This window comes from Streptomyces sp. NPDC038213, assembly GCF_055600495.1.
The window spans coordinates 348,580-365,380 of sequence record NZ_JBVJYM010000002.1 but is presented as its reverse complement, the minus strand read 5'-3'; the positions used below and the strand labels follow the sequence as shown (position 1 = coordinate 365,380).

Below are 16,801 nucleotides of genomic sequence, written 5' to 3'. Positions count from 1 at the left end.
GAGGCCCCCCGGAACGGGCGCTGGTTAACTTGTGCGAAACAAATGGGTCATGCTTGAGAAATCCCGTCTGCATATGGTCGGGTCAGCGTGCACCACCGCACTGGCTGCACCACGAGCTACGCAAACCCGCCCCTCACCCCGGGGGCCGGGGGTAGGAGGAGTTGGATGTTCCAGAACGCCGACGAGATCAAGAAGTACATCGCAGACAACGACGTCAAGTTCGTCGACGTCCGCTTCTGCGACCTTCCGGGTGTGATGCAGCACTTCAGCATCCCGGCGAAGGCGTTCGACCCGTCCGAGGAGCTCGCCTTCGACGGCTCCTCGATCCGCGGCTTCCAGGCGATCCACGAGTCCGACATGGCCCTGCGCGCCGACCTGTCGACCGCGCGCCTGGACCCCTTCCGCCGCGACAAGACGCTGAACATCAACTTCTTCATCCACGACCCGATCACGGGCGAGGCCTACAGCCGCGACCCGCGGAACATCGCGAAGAAGGCCGAGGCCTACCTCGCCTCCACCGGGATCGCCGACACCGCGTTCTTCGGCCCCGAGGCCGAGTTCTACGTGTTCGACAGCGTCCGCTTCGCGACCTCCGCGAACGAGGGCTTCTACCACATCGACTCCGAGGCCGGCGCCTGGAACACCGGCAAGGAGGAGGACAACCGCGGTTACAAGGTGCGCTACAAGGGCGGCTACTTCCCCGTCGCCCCGGTCGACCACTTCGCCGACCTGCGTGCCGAGATCTCCCTGGAGCTGGACCGCCAGGGCCTCCAGGTCGAGCGCCAGCACCACGAGGTCGGCACCGGCGGCCAGGCCGAGATCAACTACAAGTTCAACACGCTGCTCGCCGCGGCCGACGACCTGATGCTCTTCAAGTACATCGTGAAGAACGTCGCCTGGCGCAACGGCAAGACCGCGACCTTCATGCCGAAGCCGATCTTCGGCGACAACGGCTCGGGCATGCACGTGCACCAGTCGCTGTGGCAGGGCGGCGAGCCGCTCTTCTACGACGAGACGGGCTACGCGGGCCTCTCGGACACCGCCCGCTACTACATCGGCGGCATCCTCAAGCACGCCCCGTCGCTGCTGGCCTTCACCAACCCGACGGTGAACTCCTACCACCGCCTGGTCCCGGGCTTCGAGGCCCCGGTCAACATGGTGTACTCGCAGCGCAACCGCTCCGCCGCCATGCGCATCCCGATCACGGGCTCGAACCCGAAGGCCAAGCGCGTCGAGTTCCGCGCGCCGGACCCGTCCTCGAACCCGTACCTCGCCTTCTCGGCCCTGCTGCTCGCGGGCCTCGACGGCGTCAAGAACAAGATCGAGCCGATGGAGCCGATCGACAAGGACCTGTACGAGCTGGCTCCCGAGGAGCACGCGAACGTCCCGCAGGTCCCGACCAGCCTCGAGGCCGTGCTGAAGGCCCTGGAGGAGGACCACGAGTACCTCCTGGCCGGCGGTGTCTTCACCCCCGACCTCATCGAGACCTGGATCGACTACAAGCGCACGCACGAGATCGCCCCGATCCAGCTGCGCCCGCACCCGCACGAGTTCGAGCTCTACTTCGACCTCTGAGCCGGTACCGAACGGCCGGGAACCCCGCCGCTGCCCCCGGGCAGGGCGGGGTTCCGCCGTACCCGGGCCCGGGTGGGCGCGGGCCGGACGATCCAGCCGTCGGCACGGCCGGCCGGGGAACGGTCAGCTGTGGGACTCGATGAAGACGCGCACCATCTTGCAGGTCACGTTCGACGGGCGGCGGATGCCCGTGCGGACGGCCATGGTGCGGATCTTGCGGTTGGTCGCCCGCTTGGCGTCGTACGTCCCCGAGTCGAGCAGGGATATCGCCAGGCGCATGGCCTTCAGCCGGCGGTTGTGCGTCTCGTACCACTCGCGGGGCAGACCCGCCGGCAGGGGCTTCTTCCTGGGCGGGGAAACGGATACGGCAGCGGTCATCGGCAGCCTCCCGAAGGGTGGTGTCGGACGGTGTGTTGCTGATTCGATTTTACTTCCGGGCACTGACAAAAGCCCCTGGCCAACCGGCACTTCACGGCCGCACGGGCCGGTCCCGGTACGGTGGCGGGCATGGAGATCTGGATCAACCCCGCCTGCTCGAAGTGCCGCGGCGCCCTGGAGCTGCTGGACGCGGAGGGCGCCGCGTACACCGTGCGCCGCTACCTGGAGGACGTGCCGACCGCACAGGAGCTCCGGGAGGTACTGGACCGGCTCGGGCTGGAGCCCTGGGAGATCACCCGCACCTCCGAGCAGGCCGCGCGGGAGGCCGGCCTCGCGGACTGGCCGCGCGAGCCCGCCGCCCGCGAACTGTGGATCGCCAAGCTGGCCGAGACCCCCGCACTGATCCAGCGCCCCCTGATCACCGCCGACGACGGCACCGCCCTGGTGGCCCGCACCCCGGAGGCCGTCCGCGAGGCCATCGCCCGCAGCGGGGGTTAGGCCGTCTCTGGCCGTCCCGCCTGGCGGACCCCGGCGGATCAGACGGGGTCGGGCTCCCCGGCCGCAGTGGTCAGGAACTCCGACAGCCGGGCCGGGAGCCCCGCCGGGGCCGTGAAGGGCAGGCCGTGGTGGGGCGCCCCGGGCAGTACCGCCACGGTGGTCCGGGGAAGGGTGCGGGCGGCCACCGACCCGGCCCGGACGGGGTCCTGGCAGCGGGAGGCCCCCGCGAACAGCGCGAGCACCGGCAGGTCCAGGCCCGCCAGTGCGGCCCGGGACGGCCGCGGACCGGTGACGGGCCGGACCGCCGGGAAGACCGCGCCGCGCTCCTGGAGCCGCAGCCAGTCCGGGTCCGGCTGCGCCCCGCGGGTCTCCCAGGCCAGGAACCGCCGCATCCGCTCCGGGGTGGGCCGCAGCAGCACCGGCAGCGCGCGCAGCAGGTAGCCGGGACGCAGGCGCCCGAAGCAGCCGGTGGGGTCCAGCAGGGCCAGGGCCGTGACCCGGCCGGGGGCGTGCAGGGCGTACCCGAGGGCGATCCAGGCGCCGTACGAGTGCCCGGCCAGCGCGGTGCGGTCGAGGCCGAGCCCCTCGCGGACGGAGTCGAGCCAGGCGTTCAGGTCGGCGGCGGTGCGCACCGGCCGGTCCGGGTCCGGCAGGCTCAGGCCCGGCTCCCCGACCAGGTCGAGGGCGTGGACGCGGTGGGTACGGGCCAGTTCGGGGACGCAGCCGAGCCAGTCCATGGAGCTGGCGCCGCCGCCGGGGAGCAGCAGGAGCGGGGGCGCACCGGCGGGGCCGCACCGGGTGACGCGGGTGCTGCCGTACGGGGTCGGGACGGTGGTGGTGTCCGTACCGGCGGGCCAGCGGGCCAGCAGGGCCTCGTAGGCCTGTGCGTACTCCTGCGGGATCTGCAAGGCGGTCCTTCCGGGACGGGGCGGACGGGTCGGGTCCGGGCAGGGCGGGTGTGCGTACGGGCCCAGCTTGCCCCGGGGGGCCCGCCGGGGACCACTGGCGGGGCGCCGGGCGTGTTCGGCGGGCGGGGGCGGTCCGGTCTCGTACGTTGGCGGGGCGGGGGCCACAGGCGGGAGGACAGGCGTGGCCGAGGACACGGGTGGTGCGGACGGTGCGGGCGCGGGCGGTGCGGAACCGGCGGGTCCCCGGGAGACGGGTCCGCAGGCGGCGCACCCGGCGGCGGCACACGGGCGGCACGGCGCCGACTGGATGTTCGGCGGGGTCTACGGGACCGTCCTCGCCAGCGCCCTGCTCGCGGCGCTGCAGAACGAGTCGGGCCCCTTCACCCCCGTGTACGACGCCGCCTGGGTGCTGGTGACGGCGGTGGCGGCCGGGCTGGCCCACGGGTACGCCCACCACATGGCCACCCACCAGCGGGGCTCGGCCGGGTACCGCTGGCGGCGGCTGGCCCTGGCCCTGAGCGACGAGTGGCCGCTGGTGGCGGCGGTGCTGCCGACCGTGGCGCTGCTGTGCGGGGCCGCGCTGTGGGACGCGACCCCGGCCGCCACCACCGCCCTGGGCCTGGGGCTGAACACCGCCCTCCTCTTCGCCTGGGGCTGCTTCGTCGCCCTGCGCGTCGGCTACGGGCTGGGCGCCGCCCTGCTGATCGGCTCGGCGGACGCGGCGATCGGGCTCGTGATCGTCGCCGCGAACGCCGTCATCAAGTAGCCCGCGGCAGGCTCCTGCCGGCGCCGCGGGCGAGCTGCTCCTGCGCCTGCGCGAGGAGTTCGGTCAGCCGGAGTCCGAACCGCGCCCCGCAGGGGTCGGGCACCCCCGTGCGGGCGGCGGCCAGCAGGGCGTCGAGGGCGCGGCCGTAGGCGCCGGGCACGTCGCTCCAGTCGGGCAGCGAGGCCACCCCGCCGGCGCCGCGGAACTCGACGCCCACCCCGGCGGCGGCCCGGGGGGCGGCGAGGGTGAGGGCGGCGGTGCTGGAGGCCCCGGAGGCGTGCCGCAGGACCAGGTGGACGGTGCCGGCCGGGCCGGCGGCCGCGGTCAGCTCCGTCACCTCGCCGAGGACCGGGATCAGCACGGACAGGGCGTGCGGGCCCACGTCCCACAGTCCGCCCTTCTCGTACCGCCAGGGGGAGGCGGCGTACGGGCTGGGACCCTCGCCGTCACCGTCGCCCGCGCCCGCGTTCGCTACCGGGGCGGAGGCGGAACCGGAGGCAGAGTGGATCGCTCCGTACCAGTGGGCGTTCGCGGTGAACCAGCCGCCCCGCGCAGCCTGCTCGGCCACCCAGCCCGCGGTGGGCTCGGCGAAGCGGAGGGTGAGGAAGACGACGGAGGCGACCCCGTTCCGGTCGGCGGCGGCGGCCAGTTCGCGGGCCGCGGGCACGGTGGTGGCCACCGGTTTGTCCAGGAGGAGGTGGCAGCCGGCCCCGGCGGCGCGGACGGCCAGGGGGGCCTGCACGTCCGGCGGGAGCGCGAAGGCGGCCACGTCGCAGTCCGCGAACAGGGCCTCCGGGTCCTCGTACACCTTGACCCCGTACTGCCGGGCCAGTTCGGCGGCGGCCTCGGGGCGGCGGCCCCAGACCCCGGCGAACTCGGTGCCGCGGTGGGCCGCGAGGGCCGGGGCGTGGGTGCGCAGGGCCCAGGGGCCGGTGCCGAGGAGCCCGGTGCGGGGCCGCGGACCGGCGGCACCCGGGTCCGGGGGCCACGGGGCCCCGGAGTTCAAATCGTACGAAATGCTCACCGGCCCAGTGTGCCGTACGGCTGGCGGACCGCCCGCAAGCGCGCTGAAACCCCGGTAACACGGGGTTCACACCCGGGCAACGGACGGGAAATCGCCGATTGGCACGCTGCGGGCATCACCGCAGCACCCGCAGGTCTGCGACGGAGCAACGCACCCGGAGGATGGGGCCCGTGGCTATCAAGGCTGAGTACATCTGGATCGACGGCACCGAGCCGACCGCGAAGCTTCGCTCGAAGACGAAGATCCTCGCGGCGGGCACCTCCACGGCCGCGGCCGAGCTGCCGATCTGGGGTTTCGACGGTTCGAGCACGAACCAGGCGGAGGGCCACGCCTCCGACCGCGTCCTGCAGCCCGTCTTCTCCTGCCCGGACCCGGTCCGCGGCGGCGACAGCGTCCTCGTGCTGTGCGAGGTCCTGAACATCGACATGACCCCGCACGAGTCCAACACCCGCGCCCTGCTGCGCCCGCTCGCGGAGCAGTTCGCGGGCCAGGAGCCGATCTTCGGCATCGAGCAGGAGTACACCTTCTTCGACGGCGCCCGCCCGCTCGGCTTCCCGGTCGGCGGCTTCCCCGCCGCACAGGGCGGCTACTACTGCGGCGTCGGCTCGGACGAGATCTTCGGCCGCGAGATCGTCGAGAAGCACCTCGACCACTGCCTGGCGGCGGGCCTGGACATCTCCGGCATCAACGCCGAGGTCATGCCCGGCCAGTGGGAGTTCCAGGTGGGCCCGCTGAGCCCGCTGGAGGTCGCGGACCAGCTGTGGGTGGCGCGCTGGCTGCTCTACCGCACCGCCGAGGACTTCAACGTCTCCGCGACCCTGAACCCCAAGCCGGTCAAGGGCGACTGGAACGGCGCGGGTGCGCACACCAACTTCTCCACCAGGGCGATGCGCGAGGACTACCGGGCGATCGTCGCGGCCTGCGAGGCGCTGGGCGAGGGCAGCAAGCCCCTGGACCACGTGAAGAACTACGGCGCGGGCATCGACGAGCGCCTGACGGGCCTGCACGAGACGGCCCCCTGGAACGAGTTCAGCTACGGGGTCTCGGACCGCGGCGCCTCCGTCCGCATCCCGTGGCAGGTGGAGAAGGACGGCAAGGGCTACATCGAGGACCGCCGTCCGAACGCCAACGTGGACCCGTACGTGGTGACCCGCCTGATCGTGGACACCTGCTGCACCGGCCTGGAGCAGGCCGGTCTGGTCTGACGGAACGTCGGGCGGGGCGGGGTCCGGCGGATCGGCCGACCCCGCCCCGCCCGACGTTCCGTAGGGGGCACAGAGAGGAACTTGAGATTCCGCTCCATCAGGTGAGACGCGGTCTGCCCACCACCCCCGGCATCTGGTTCAATGAGCCCATGGCCAGCCCTTCGCACACCTCGACAGGTCGCAGCGACCTCGAGCCGTTCTGGCCTTCCCGTCAGCACGACGACTTCGACCGGGTGTGTTGTCGCGCGGAGAACGCGCCGACCCTCTAAAGCCTCCGGAACCCCCTGCGTTCCACGGGCCTTCGGTCTGCGCGGCACACGTACGTCTCCTGCCGACGACTCCGCGTGAAAGAGCTGACCACTCATGTCGATCACCCGTCCTTACCCCGCCGCTGCCGCCTCCGCTGCGACCGCCCCCGCCCCCCTCGCCTTCCCGCCCGCCCGCCACCGGCTGCGCGCCGTGGACCGCGACGAGGTCGCGCGCGTGGCGGAGTTCCTGCCGCCGGGCGCGACCTGGCTGCCCGCGCCGCAGCACAGCGTGCCCGCCCAGCCGGGCCGCCCGCCGATGATCGGGTACCTGGTGCTCGTACCGGCGGACCAGCACCCGCCGACCGGCTTCGACCCGCGCTCCGCCGGGATCCCGCTGCCCGCCGCCGGGGCCGCGGCGCCGGCCGCGCAGCCCGTACCGCAGGCGCAGCCCGTACCGCACGCGCCGCACGCGCCAGCGGCCGCCGACCTGCCCGAGGCCGCGTTCGCGGCGGCGGGCGCCGGGGGCACCGCGGGGGCCGCCGCCGGGGAGATCGTCTCGGGCCCGGTGCGGATCGACTCCGCGCGCCGGACCGCCGAGGTGGACGGCGTCCCCCTCGACCTCACGTACCTGGAGTTCGAGCTCCTCGCGCACCTGGTCGCGCACCCGCACCGCGTGCACAGCCGGGACCAGCTGGTGACCACGGTCTGGGGGTACGGGCACGTCGGCGACGGGCGGACCGTCGACGTCCACGTGGCGCGGCTGCGCCGCAAGCTCGGCGCCCGCTTCCGCGCCTCCATCCAGACCGTGCGCCGCGTGGGCTACAAGTACGCGCCCTGACCGCGTCCGTGCACAGCGGTGGGCCCGCACCCCGGTCAAGGGGTGCGGGCCCACCGGCCTTTCGGGCGCCCGCGCGCGGGCGGTCAGCCGCGGGCCGCGGCGGCCGCCTTCCGGCGGGCGGCCAGGCCCAGCAGGACGTCCAGCACCAGGAAGGCCGCCAGGCTGATGCCGAGCAGCGGCACGAACCAGCCCGCCAGGGCCGTGGCGGCGGCCAGCGGCAGCAGGGCCGTCACCGGCAGCCGGCGCCAGGCGCCGCGCGGGTGCGGGCGGCCGAAGGACAGGCCGCGGGACGTGGTCGGGCGGCGCAGCCACCACATCCGGTAGCCCCAGAACACGAGGAACATCACCGCGAGGGCGAGGGCCGCCAGCGCCAGCTGGTTGGCCAGGCCGAAGGTGTAGCCCATGTGGACGTCGATGCCGAAGCGGGTGGCCTTGGCGAGGAGCGGGTAGTCGGCGAAGCGGAGGGTGTCCATCACCGTGCCGTCGGCGGGGTTCACGGACACGGCGTCGAGGTGCACGGGCACCTGCTTGTCCCGCTCCTTGACGACGTAGCCCGTGCCCTCGGCGGGCATGGTGATCTGCAGCTCCTCGGTGACCCCGGCCGCGCGGGCCGCCTCGACGACCCGGTCGATGCCGACGTCGGGGCCCTGGTGCGCAGCGTGCCCGGAGCCGCCGCCGTGCCCGGCGTGCTCGCCGCCCCCGGACTCGCCGCCGCCGACGGCGGCCGAGACGGACGGGGTGGCGCCGCCGAGGCGGTCCTGGAGCTGCCCGATGTTCTCACCGGCGTACGTGGACCAGGTCAGACCGGTCGCCGAGAGCACGACCAGGCCGGCGGCGGACCACAGGCCCACGGTGCCGTGCCAGGACAGGGTGCGGCGGCGGCCGGCCGCCTTGCGGTCGGGCAGGACCAGCTCGGCGCGGCGCTTGCGGCGGCGGCCGATCCAGAGGGCGACGCCGCCGAGGGCGACGACCCACATCCAGCTGGCGGCCAGCTCGCTGTAGATCCGGCCGGTCTCGCCCAGCTGGAGGTTGGCGTGGAGCCCGGAGAGCCAGGCGCGCAGCGGCAGGGCGTCGCCGGTGGTCTCGATCTCGCCGCGCACCTTCGCGGTGTACGGGTCGACGAACACGGTGAGGGTGTTCTCCTCGGCCACCTCCGGGGAGGCGAAGACCACCCGGGTGGTGTCCTCGGCCCCGGGGGCGGGCCAGACGGCGGTCAGCTCCCCCTCCGGCGCGGCGGCCTGCGCGGCGGCGACCTGCGCGCTGAGCGGGAGCGCGGACGCGCCCGCGGGCCGGGTGGTGCTCAGCTCGTGCGCGTAGGTGAACTTTTCCGCCTGGAAGGAGAGGGCGTACAGGAGGCCGGTGGTGGCGGCCAGGAAGAGCAGCGGGGCTATCAGCAGGCCCGCGTAGAAGTGCATCCGCAGCAGGAGCGGGCGGACGGACGCCCAGGTGCCGCGCGGGGCGGAGGGAACCCCGCCGGAGGCGTCGGCGGGGGCGTCGGTGGGGGGATCCTGGACGGGGACGTCCTGGACTTCGTCGATGGCCATGGTGGTCCTCGGTGTGGGCGCAGACATGGGGAACCGGCCCCGGGTCACGCCGCGTGCGCCGGTCAGGCGCAGGCAGGACGTCCGGGGGCCGTGGTGCTCGGGAACCCCGGGACCGGGGGCCCGCGCCGGACCAGGGCGTGGGCGGGCACGGCCCCGCGCAGGGCGGGGGGCCGGACGAAGGGGCGCGGGCGAGGTACGGGCGGCCGCGGTACGGCGACCCGGGCGCGGACCAGCGCGAGGGCGCGCAGCAGCGGCTGCGCGGCGTGCGAGCCGAGGGCGCCGAGGGCGCGGGCCAGGCGGAACACCGCGGCCTCGCCCCGGGCCAGCCAGAGGGCGCAGACCAGGGCGGCGGCCGCGTGCGCGGCGATCATGCCGAGGGTGCCGTGGCCGGCCATCGCCGGGAGGGCGGCGGCCGCATCGGCGGGCAGGACCTCCGCCGGGGGCCCGCCCGCGGCGTGGCCCAGGGCGGCGTGCCCGGCCGCGGAGTGCGCGGTCGCGCCGTGCCCGCCGTGCCCGCCGTACGCGGCGGCCGGGGCGGCCGCGTCGGTGCGCGCGAAGGCGAGGTGCAGCACGGTCTGTACGGAGGCCACCCCGGCGGCGACGGCGGGGAGCCCGCGGCGGCGGCCGGCGGCCAGCCAGCCGAATCCGGCCGTGCCGAGGAATGCGGCCAGGAGCACCCAAAGCGGAAGGTCGTGCCCAGACATGGACGAATGCCCCGTCGCGGCCAATGCGGTACACACCGCCGCGAACATCGCGGCCCGGAGGGCGCGCATCGGCGACCGGGGGTCCGTCATGGTCCGCACATCGTCGCACCTGCGGCGATGCAGGAGAAGACCCGGGTACCGGTGATCCGGCGGCGGGGGGCGTGGCCGATCATGACGGGGCGGGTGGGACCAGTGGGACGTACGGGGCGGTCCTACGGTCCGGGGCCGACGGGTGCGGGAGGGGCTGGGCGGCCGTTCGGGGCGGCCGGAATGCGACGGTGCGAGCGGGCCGCCCCCGGATGGGGGCGGAGGCGGGTGTCGACTACCGTTCCGATAGAGGCACATAACCGCATATACAGCTCATCCGCATACGTGTGAGCCGGGCAGCCCGCCCGGTTCATGCAGCCGCACGTCCGATCCGCCGACCGACCCGACCGCCCCATGGAGCCGCCACGATGACCGCCACCCCGTCCACCACCGTCGCCAACCTCCGCGACCTCGGCGGCACCCCGCTGCCCGGCGGGCGCACCGTGCGGCCCGGGCTCGTACTGCGCTCGGGGCAGCTGGACCGGCTGGACCCCGCCGCGGACCCGGCGGTGGCCGCGCTCGGCCTGCGCACGATCGTCGACTTCCGGACGGACGCCGAGCGCGCGGACCACCCGGACCGGGTGCCGGAGGGGGCCCGGCTGCTGGTGGCGAACGTGCTCGCCGACAAGGTGAGCTCCGGCGACATGCCGGCGGCGGCCCAGCTGAAGCACATCCTGAACGACCCGGTCGTGGCCGAGCGGGAGCTGGGCGGCGGCAAGGCGGAGGCGCTGTTCCGCCAGACGTACCGCTCCTTCGTCTCCTCGGGTTCGGCGCAGACCGCGTACCGGACCCTGCTGACGGAGCTCGCCGACCCGGCGGCGGGCCCGCTGCTCTTCCACTGCACGGCGGGCAAGGACCGCACCGGGTGGGGGGCCACGGTCGTCCTGTCCCTGCTCGGCGCGGACGACGGGACCCTGATGGCGGAGTACCTGTCGGTCAACCCGGCGGTGCGGGTGGCGTTCGCGCCGATGATCGAGGGGTTCACGGCCGCGGGCGGCGACCCGGAGATCGCGCTCGCTCTGATCGGGGTCGTGCCGTCGTACCTGGAGGCCGCGCTGGACGAGGTCGAGACGCGGTACGGGTCGGTGGAGAAGTACGTGCGCGAAGGGCTCGGGGTGCCGGACGAGACGGTGGCGGGGCTGCGGGAACGGCTCGCCGGCTGAAACCGGGGCTCGGCCCCGGACCCCGCACCCCGAAGGCCGGCGGCCGGAAGTCGCCCCGGGTCGGGTGCGACGGGGTGACCATCGGATGAATCCGTCGTTCTGCTGAACGTGACAGCCCCGGATGCACCCGCCCGCCCCGCCCCCCTGCCCGCCCCGGACCGGGAGCTCGTCGACCTGGAGCGGGCCGAGGCCGCGCTCGTCGAGCACTACCCGCGCCTGGTGCGCATCGGCTACCTGGTCCTGCCGCCCGCCCTGGGGCGCAACCGCCGGGTGCTGACCGCCCACGCCCTGGCCCAGCGGGCCCTGCCCCCGGGGCGCGGGGCCCCGGCCCCGGTGTCCGTACCCGCCCCCCGGGCGGAGGATCCGGCCGGGTCCGGCGGGGCCGGGAGCGGCCGCGGGTACGCGTACGTGCGGATGCGGGTGCTGCGGTCCGCGCTGGAGGCCGGGGTTCCGCTGAGCCTGCGGGCCCTGCCCCGGCGGGCCCAGCTGCCGCCGCTGCTCCCCCAGGTCTGGGGGCTGCGGCTGTTCCCCCGCTCCGGCGGGGCCGAGGAACTCGCCCTGGACCAGCGGCTGTCCGCACTCGGCGGGCCCGGCCGCGCCGCGCTCGTCCTGCGCGCGCTGGAGCGGCTGTCCGGGGAGGAGACCCGGGCGGTGCTCGCCGAGGCCGGCGTCGCCGACCCCGCCGCCGCCCTGGCCGAGGCCTCCGAGGCCCTGGGCGGGGACAGCGGGGACGGTGGGGGTGAAGGGGCAGGCGCCGTGGCCGGGCTGCTGGAGGCCGCCGAGTTCGACCCGTGCGTACTCCAGGCACGGCCCACCGACCTGATGCGCCGCCGGACCCTCGGCAGGGCCGGGCTCGCCGCGGTGGCCGCGGCCCTGGTCTGCGGGGCGCTCATCGCGCTGCCGGGCGGCGGCTGGGGGGCCGACGGGGCGGCCGCGCCGTCCTCCGCCCGCAACCCCGCCGCCGAACAGGCCCTGGACCCCGCCCTGCTGACCCGGGCCGCGCCCGCGGCCTGGCGTACGGCGTCCCGTACGGACTTCTCCGTCTGGCCCGCCCGCGGCGACCGCACCGCGGACACCGCCCTGCTGCGCCGGGCCCTGGCCGTCTGGGCCCGGCCCGGCGACTCCGTCCGGGTCTCGGCCACCCCCGGCACCCCCGCCGGACCGCCGATGGGCCCTGCGCAGCTGCTGTACGCGGGCGCGGTGGACCAGGCCGTGGTGGTGGTGCTGTACGACGGGCTGCGCGTGGTCCGGTACGCCGAACCGCGCTCCGGCACCGCGGGCGCGGCCCTCGACCTCGCCCGGACCGACGGCGCTTCGGCCGCCACCGGGACCGCGGAGGCCCTGGTCGCCAGCCGGGTGGACGGCAACGTCCGCTACCTGACCGCCCCCTGGGTGCGCACCGCCGCCGTCCGCGACCTGCTGCGCCCGGCCGCCGGGACCGTACCGCTGGCCCTCGGCGCGGACGGGGTGACCGCCCCGCTCCAGGCGCCCGCACTCGGCCCCTCCTGCACCTCCTGGAACGCCCTGGCGCTCGGTTCCGCCACGGGCTCGCCCCTGGTCACCGACCTCGGCGAGCTGACCCCGGCCCGGCTGACCGCGGGGCCGCCCGCCGCCCCGCGCGACCCCGCCTCCGCGGCGGAGCTGGAGCAGTGGGCGCAGGGCGCCTGCCTGCTGCCCGCGGCCCGTTCGCACGGGGTGCGCACGGTCAACTCCTGGGCCTTCGCCCGGCAGCCGCTGCCCGAGGCGGGCGGGACCGCACAGTGGCTCTGCACCCGCGCGGAGACCTGGCGGGGCACGGACGACCGGGTCGAGGCGCAGTTCCACGCGCCGGGTGCGAAACCCGGAGCCGGGACCGGGGCCGCGGCCGCGCGGGCCGAGGGTTCGGCCGCCTGCGGGCCGAAGGAGCCCCGGGTACTGGCCGGGGTGCGCTGGAAGTCCCGTGCGGGACACTGGTACGTACTGGCCGCGGGCGGCGGGCCCTTCGCCTCCCTGTCGGTGTCCGGCGCGGCGGCGGGCGGAGCGGAGAGCGGGGCGGCGGGCGCACTGCTGGCGCTGCCCGCGGAGCCGGGGTCCGAGCTGGAGCTGCGCGGGCGGCTGGCGGACGGGACGACGGTCGGCGTGCTGCGCTGACGGCCGCGGCGGCGCGGGACGCCGACCGGGGCCGGGGCCGCGGGCGGCGCCGGGGGAAGAAGTCTGTGCACAGGGGTGTCGCGGGGCGTCTACCCGTCAGTACATTGACGCCATGTCTAATACGCAGCCTGCCCCGGTGGCGTCCGAACACATCGCGCTCCAGGCGCGGAACGTCGCCTTCGACTGGGACGCCACCCCGCTCCACTGGCTCCCCGGCGACCCCTTCGCCTCGCACACGATCAACGTGCTGCACCTGCTGCTGCCGGCGGGCGAGCGGTGGTTCGTGCACGTGTACAAGCAGGTGCTGCCGTACATCGGGGACGAGCGGCTGCGCGCGGACGTGATCGGGTTCATCGGGCAGGAGGCCATGCACGCCGCCGCCCATGACGACGTGCTCCCCCACCTGCGCCGCCAGGGCCTGGACCCGACCCCGTACACCGCCCAGGTGGACTGGCTCTTCGAGAAGCTGCTCGGGGACCGGACCCTGCCGCCGGGCCGGGCCCGCCACTGGTGGCTGATGGAGCGGGTGGCGATGATCGCCGCGATCGAGCACTACACCGCCTTCCTCGGCAACTGGATCCTCAACGCCAAGGAGCTCGACCGGCGCGGTGCCGACCCGGTCATGCTCGACCTGCTGCGCTGGCACGGCGCCGAGGAGGTCGAGCACCGCGCGGTGGCCTTCGAGCTGTTCATGCACCTGGACGGCGGCTACCGGCGCCGGGCCCGCACCTGGGCCACGGCCTTCGCCGCACTGGTGTGGATGTGGCAGCGCGGCGCCCGCTTCTTCATGGAGAACGACCCCACCCTGCCCGAGGGGGCCAGGGCCTCCCTGGCCCGGTTCGTGAGCGCCGGCCGGCAGGGGCTGCTGCCGGCCACCCCGGACATGCTGCGGTCCATACCCCGCTACCTGTCCCCCGCGTACCACCCCTCCCAGGAGGGCTCCACCGCCCAGGCGGCGGCGTACCTGGCCACCTCCCCCGGTGCGAACGGGGGCCGCTGACCGTGCCCCTGCCGCCCGTCCCCCGCCCCGTCGCCCTCGCCGCCGTCGCCGGAGCCGCCTGGCTCGCCAAGCGCGCCGTGCGCACGCGCATCGGGCGCTCCCCGCTGTGGCCCCTGCCCGCCCTGGAGACCCCCGTCTCCGGGTACTCGCCCCGCCGCACCCTGCGGGCCCGGATCGTCTCGCGCACCCGGCCCGCCGAGGGGGTGGTGCGGCTGCGGCTCGCCTCGGCCGAACTGCCGCCCTGGACCCCCGGATCGCACGTGGACGTGGTCCTGCCCTCCGGCCTGGTGCGCCAGTACTCCCTGTGCGGGGACCCCGCCGAAGCCGGGGTGTACGAGATCGCCGTCCGGCTCGTCCCACAGGAGGCGGGCGGGCGGGGCGGCTCCCGGGAGGTGCACGAGCAGCTGGCCGAGGGGGCCGAACTGCGCCTGAAGCTCCCGCGCAACCGCTTCCCGCTGGCCCCCGCGCAGCGGTACGTGTTCGTCGCGGGCGGCATCGGGATCACCCCCGTGCTCCCCATGCTCCGCGCCCTGGGGCCGGACGCCGACTGGCGGCTGCTGTACGGGGGGCGCAGCCGGGCCTCGATGCCGTTCCTGGCCGAACTCGCCGCGTACGGCGACCGGGTCGCGGTCCTGCCGGAGGACGAGACGGGCCTGCCCGGACTCGGGGAGCTGGCCGCCCTGGAACCGGGCACGGCCGTGTACTGCTGCGGCCCGGCCCCGCTCATGGACGCGGTGGCCGCCGCCGTACCGGAGGGGGTGGCCGTCCACCTGGAGCGGTTCGCCCCGGCCGCGCCCGCGGGGCCGGCGGCCCCCTTCACCGTCGAACTGCGGCGCTCGGGGCGGACGGTGGAGGTGCCCGCGGGGAGTTCGGCCCTGGCGGCCGTACGGGCCGTGCTGCCGGACATCCCGTACTCCTGCGAGCAGGGCTTCTGCGGGACCTGCCGGCACCGGGTGCTCGCGGGCGAGGTGGAGCACCGCGACGAGCTCCTCACGGACGCGGAGCGGGCCGGCTCGATGCTGCTGTGCGTGTCCCGGGGCAAGGGGGACGGGCTGGTGCTGGACCTGTAGCCGGGCCGGTGGGGCGCCGTCCGGGAGGGGGCGTCCGCACCCGTGCGCCGCGAATCGCCCGGTGGGTAGTGTGGTTCATATGACAACCAATGTGCGGCGCAGGATGGGTGTCGAGGAGCGTCGGCAGCAGCTGATCGGTGTCGCGCTGGAGTTGTTCAGTCAGCGGTCCCCCGACGAGGTGTCCATCGACGAGATAGCCGTGGCCGCGGGGATCTCGCGGCCCCTCGTCTACCACTACTTCCCCGGGAAGCTCAGCCTGTACGAGGCCGCGCTGCGGCGGGCCGCCGACGACCTCGCGGGCCGGTTCCGCGAACCGCACGAGGGCCCGCTCGGGGCGCGGCTGCTGCGGGTGATGGGCCGCTACTTCGACTTCGTCGAGGAGCACGGGCCGGGCTTCTCGGCGCTGCTGCGCGGGGGCCCGGCGGCGGCCGGGTCGAGCCGGACCAACGCGATGATCGACGAGGTCCGGCAGGCCGCCTACGAGCAGATCGTCACGCACCTGGGGGTCGAGGAGCCGCCCGCGCGGCTGGCGCTGGTGGTGCGGTCCTGGGTGTCGCTCGCCGAGTCGACCGCGCTGCTGTGGCTGGACGGGCGGGAGATCCCGCGGGGTGAGCTGGAGGTGCAGCTCGTCCACGATTTCGCGGCGCTGCTGGCGGTGAGCGCGGCCTACGACGGCGAACTGGCCGCGATCGCGGGGCGGGTGCTGGCGAAGGAGCCGGGGGACGGGCCGTTCGGGGACCTGATGGGACGTCTGATGGCGCTGGCCGCGGGGGCGGTCGGGGGCGACGGGGCGGGTCCGGAGGCGGATCCCGAAGCGGATCCCGGAGCTGTGGCCGGAGCTGTGGCCGGGGCGGGTTCCGAGGGCGAGCGGGCGATAATGCCCGCGTGATCATTGACGACGGGCTGGTCTTCCGGCAGGCCGAGGAGAAGGACGCCCCCGCGCTGGCGGCGCTGTACGACCGGGCCGCGCGGTGGATGCGGGCGAACGGGATCGACCAGTGGAAGCCCGGCGAGAAGGACGCCGTCCACTTCCGCGAGCGGATGCGCGACGGCGAGGTGTGGCTGGCGCGCGGCGAGAACGGGCTGGTGCACGGCGCGTACGAGCTGTGGTGGTCCGACGAGGAGGCGTGGGGGGTCCAGCCGCCGGTGGCCGGGTACGTGCACCGGCTGATGGTGGACCGGTCCTCGGAGCCGCCTGCGGGGACGGGGCGGAGGCTGCTGGCGCATGCGGAGGGGCGGGTGGGGCGGACGGGGCGCGAGCTGGTGCGGTTGGACTGTGTGTCGTCCAATGCGCGGCTGCGGGCGTACTACGAGGGGGCGGGGTACCGGGTCGTCGGCGAGTTCCCGCAGAAGCAGGCGCGCGACGGCCGGATCTACGCCGTGACCCTCCTGGAGAAACCGGCCCCCCGCTGACGGGCCAGGCCCGCGCCGGCCGCTGCGCGGGGCCAGTTCCCCTACCCGCCCCTTCCCGAAACCGGGGGGGCGAGCCCCCGGACCCCCGGACCGTGCGCTGCGCGCCCGGTGCGCTCAAACGCCGCGCGGGCTTGAGTTTGCCGCTGCGCGGCAAATCAAGCCTCGCCAGGGGGTCCCCCCGGACGAAGTCTGGGGGAGTTTGAGGCGCGGGGTCTGGGGCGGAGCCCCAGTTCGGGAAGGGGCGGGGTGG

The 16,801-nt window shown here is 75.4% G+C and carries 16 protein-coding genes; 11 read left to right on the top strand and 5 right to left on the bottom strand.

Features of this window, described 5'->3' with window-relative positions; all coding sequences use genetic code 11:
* Window positions 1-165: 165 nt before the first annotated feature.
* Window positions 166-1,575: a type I glutamate--ammonia ligase gene (gene glnA / locus ACZ7JZ_RS04340; protein ID WP_470933021.1), complete on the top strand. Its 1,410-nt coding sequence runs from the start codon at window positions 166-168 to the stop codon at window positions 1,573-1,575.
* A 123-nt stretch (window positions 1,576-1,698) separates the two neighbouring features.
* Here glnA and ACZ7JZ_RS04335 read toward each other — a convergent pair whose 3' ends face one another.
* Complete coding sequence (locus tag ACZ7JZ_RS04335) at window positions 1,699-1,953, bottom strand: hypothetical protein (protein ID WP_470933019.1); 255 nt, start codon at window positions 1,951-1,953, stop codon at window positions 1,699-1,701.
* 129 nt (window positions 1,954-2,082) lie between these two features.
* Here ACZ7JZ_RS04335 and ACZ7JZ_RS04330 point away from each other — a divergent pair, with 129 nt between their 5' ends.
* Window positions 2,083-2,451 carry an ArsC/Spx/MgsR family protein gene (locus ACZ7JZ_RS04330; RefSeq protein ID WP_470933017.1) on the top strand — a complete coding sequence of 123 codons (369 nt, stop codon included), beginning with the start codon at window positions 2,083-2,085 and terminating at the stop codon, window positions 2,449-2,451.
* Window positions 2,452-2,489: 38 nt separating this feature from the next.
* Here ACZ7JZ_RS04330 and ACZ7JZ_RS04325 read toward each other — a convergent pair whose 3' ends face one another.
* The gene (locus ACZ7JZ_RS04325) at window positions 2,490-3,359 is read right to left on the bottom strand and encodes an alpha/beta fold hydrolase (RefSeq protein WP_470933015.1); all 870 of its coding nucleotides are present in this window, start codon (window positions 3,357-3,359) and stop codon (window positions 2,490-2,492) included.
* Window positions 3,360-3,540: 181 nt separating this feature from the next.
* On the opposite strand from ACZ7JZ_RS04325, the gene ACZ7JZ_RS04320 reads away from it, so the two are divergent.
* The gene (locus ACZ7JZ_RS04320; protein WP_470933014.1) at window positions 3,541-4,125 is read left to right on the top strand and encodes a hypothetical protein; all 585 of its coding nucleotides are present in this window, start codon (window positions 3,541-3,543) and stop codon (window positions 4,123-4,125) included.
* Here ACZ7JZ_RS04320 and ACZ7JZ_RS04315 read toward each other — a convergent pair.
* Complete coding sequence (locus tag ACZ7JZ_RS04315) at window positions 4,118-5,143, bottom strand: Gfo/Idh/MocA family protein (RefSeq protein ID WP_470933395.1); 1,026 nt, start codon at window positions 5,141-5,143, stop codon at window positions 4,118-4,120. The two genes, ACZ7JZ_RS04320 and ACZ7JZ_RS04315, sit on opposite strands and share 8 nt — an antisense overlap.
* 176 nt (window positions 5,144-5,319) lie before the next feature.
* On the opposite strand from ACZ7JZ_RS04315, the gene glnII reads away from it, so the two are divergent.
* Together glnII and ACZ7JZ_RS04305 are read left to right on the top strand one after the other, a co-directional pair.
* Entirely contained in the window at window positions 5,320-6,354 is a 1,035-nt protein-coding gene (glnII, locus tag ACZ7JZ_RS04310; RefSeq protein ID WP_470933013.1) for a glutamine synthetase, read from the top strand.
* A 363-nt stretch (window positions 6,355-6,717) separates the two neighbouring features.
* Complete coding sequence (locus ACZ7JZ_RS04305; RefSeq protein ID WP_470933012.1) at window positions 6,718-7,440, top strand: winged helix-turn-helix domain-containing protein; 723 nt, start codon at window positions 6,718-6,720, stop codon at window positions 7,438-7,440.
* An 83-nt stretch (window positions 7,441-7,523) separates the two neighbouring features.
* On the opposite strand, the gene ACZ7JZ_RS04300 is transcribed toward ACZ7JZ_RS04305, so the two are convergent.
* Together ACZ7JZ_RS04300 and ACZ7JZ_RS04295 are read right to left on the bottom strand one after the other, a co-directional pair.
* A complete protein-coding gene (locus tag ACZ7JZ_RS04300) occupies window positions 7,524-8,984 on the bottom strand; it encodes a PepSY-associated TM helix domain-containing protein (RefSeq protein ID WP_470933011.1) in 1,461 nt (486 codons plus the stop codon).
* Window positions 8,985-9,046: 62 nt separating this feature from the next.
* Window positions 9,047-9,661 (bottom strand): hypothetical protein, encoded by a 615-nt coding sequence (locus tag ACZ7JZ_RS04295; RefSeq protein ID WP_470933009.1) that lies wholly within the window; start codon window positions 9,659-9,661, stop codon window positions 9,047-9,049.
* 482 nt (window positions 9,662-10,143) lie between these two features.
* Between ACZ7JZ_RS04295 and ACZ7JZ_RS04290 the strand changes: the two genes are divergently transcribed.
* From ACZ7JZ_RS04290 to ACZ7JZ_RS04265, 6 genes are all read left to right on the top strand, one after another.
* Entirely contained in the window at window positions 10,144-10,938 is a 795-nt protein-coding gene (locus tag ACZ7JZ_RS04290) for a tyrosine-protein phosphatase (RefSeq protein WP_470933007.1), read from the top strand.
* A gap of 108 nt (window positions 10,939-11,046) precedes the next feature.
* Window positions 11,047-13,068, top strand: coding sequence for a hypothetical protein (locus tag ACZ7JZ_RS04285; protein WP_470933005.1), 2,022 nt, complete (start codon window positions 11,047-11,049; stop codon window positions 13,066-13,068).
* A gap of 112 nt (window positions 13,069-13,180) precedes the next feature.
* Complete coding sequence (locus tag ACZ7JZ_RS04280) at window positions 13,181-14,068, top strand: metal-dependent hydrolase (RefSeq protein WP_470933003.1); 888 nt, start codon at window positions 13,181-13,183, stop codon at window positions 14,066-14,068.
* A gap of 8 nt (window positions 14,069-14,076) precedes the next feature.
* Window positions 14,077-15,138 (top strand): PDR/VanB family oxidoreductase, encoded by a 1,062-nt coding sequence (locus ACZ7JZ_RS04275; protein WP_470933393.1) that lies wholly within the window; start codon window positions 14,077-14,079, stop codon window positions 15,136-15,138.
* A 79-nt stretch (window positions 15,139-15,217) separates the two neighbouring features.
* Complete coding sequence (locus ACZ7JZ_RS04270; RefSeq protein WP_470933001.1) at window positions 15,218-16,027, top strand: TetR/AcrR family transcriptional regulator; 810 nt, start codon at window positions 15,218-15,220, stop codon at window positions 16,025-16,027.
* Complete coding sequence (locus ACZ7JZ_RS04265) at window positions 16,024-16,551, top strand: GNAT family N-acetyltransferase (protein ID WP_470932999.1); 528 nt, start codon at window positions 16,024-16,026, stop codon at window positions 16,549-16,551. Before ACZ7JZ_RS04270 ends, ACZ7JZ_RS04265 begins: the two co-directional genes overlap by 4 nt.
* Window positions 16,552-16,801 lie beyond the last annotated feature (250 nt).

What these genes read in the sequence shown, in the direction of transcription:
- ACZ7JZ_RS04300 (WP_470933011.1), bottom strand. Translation starts at nt 8,984, where the DNA reads ATGGCCATCGACGAAGTCCAGGACGTCCCCGTCCAGGATCCCCCCACC.
- ACZ7JZ_RS04290 (WP_470933007.1), top strand. Translation starts at nt 10,144, where the DNA reads ATGACCGCCACCCCGTCCACCACCGTCGCCAACCTCCGCGACCTCGGC.
- ACZ7JZ_RS04305 (WP_470933012.1), top strand. Translation starts at nt 6,718, where the DNA reads ATGTCGATCACCCGTCCTTACCCCGCCGCTGCCGCCTCCGCTGCGACC.
- ACZ7JZ_RS04330 (WP_470933017.1), top strand. Translation starts at nt 2,083, where the DNA reads ATGGAGATCTGGATCAACCCCGCCTGCTCGAAGTGCCGCGGCGCCCTG.
- glnA (WP_470933021.1), top strand. Translation starts at nt 166, where the DNA reads ATGTTCCAGAACGCCGACGAGATCAAGAAGTACATCGCAGACAACGAC.
- ACZ7JZ_RS04335 (WP_470933019.1), bottom strand. Translation starts at nt 1,953, where the DNA reads ATGACCGCTGCCGTATCCGTTTCCCCGCCCAGGAAGAAGCCCCTGCCG.
- ACZ7JZ_RS04280 (WP_470933003.1), top strand. Translation starts at nt 13,181, where the DNA reads ATGTCTAATACGCAGCCTGCCCCGGTGGCGTCCGAACACATCGCGCTC.
- ACZ7JZ_RS04270 (WP_470933001.1), top strand. Translation starts at nt 15,218, where the DNA reads ATGACAACCAATGTGCGGCGCAGGATGGGTGTCGAGGAGCGTCGGCAG.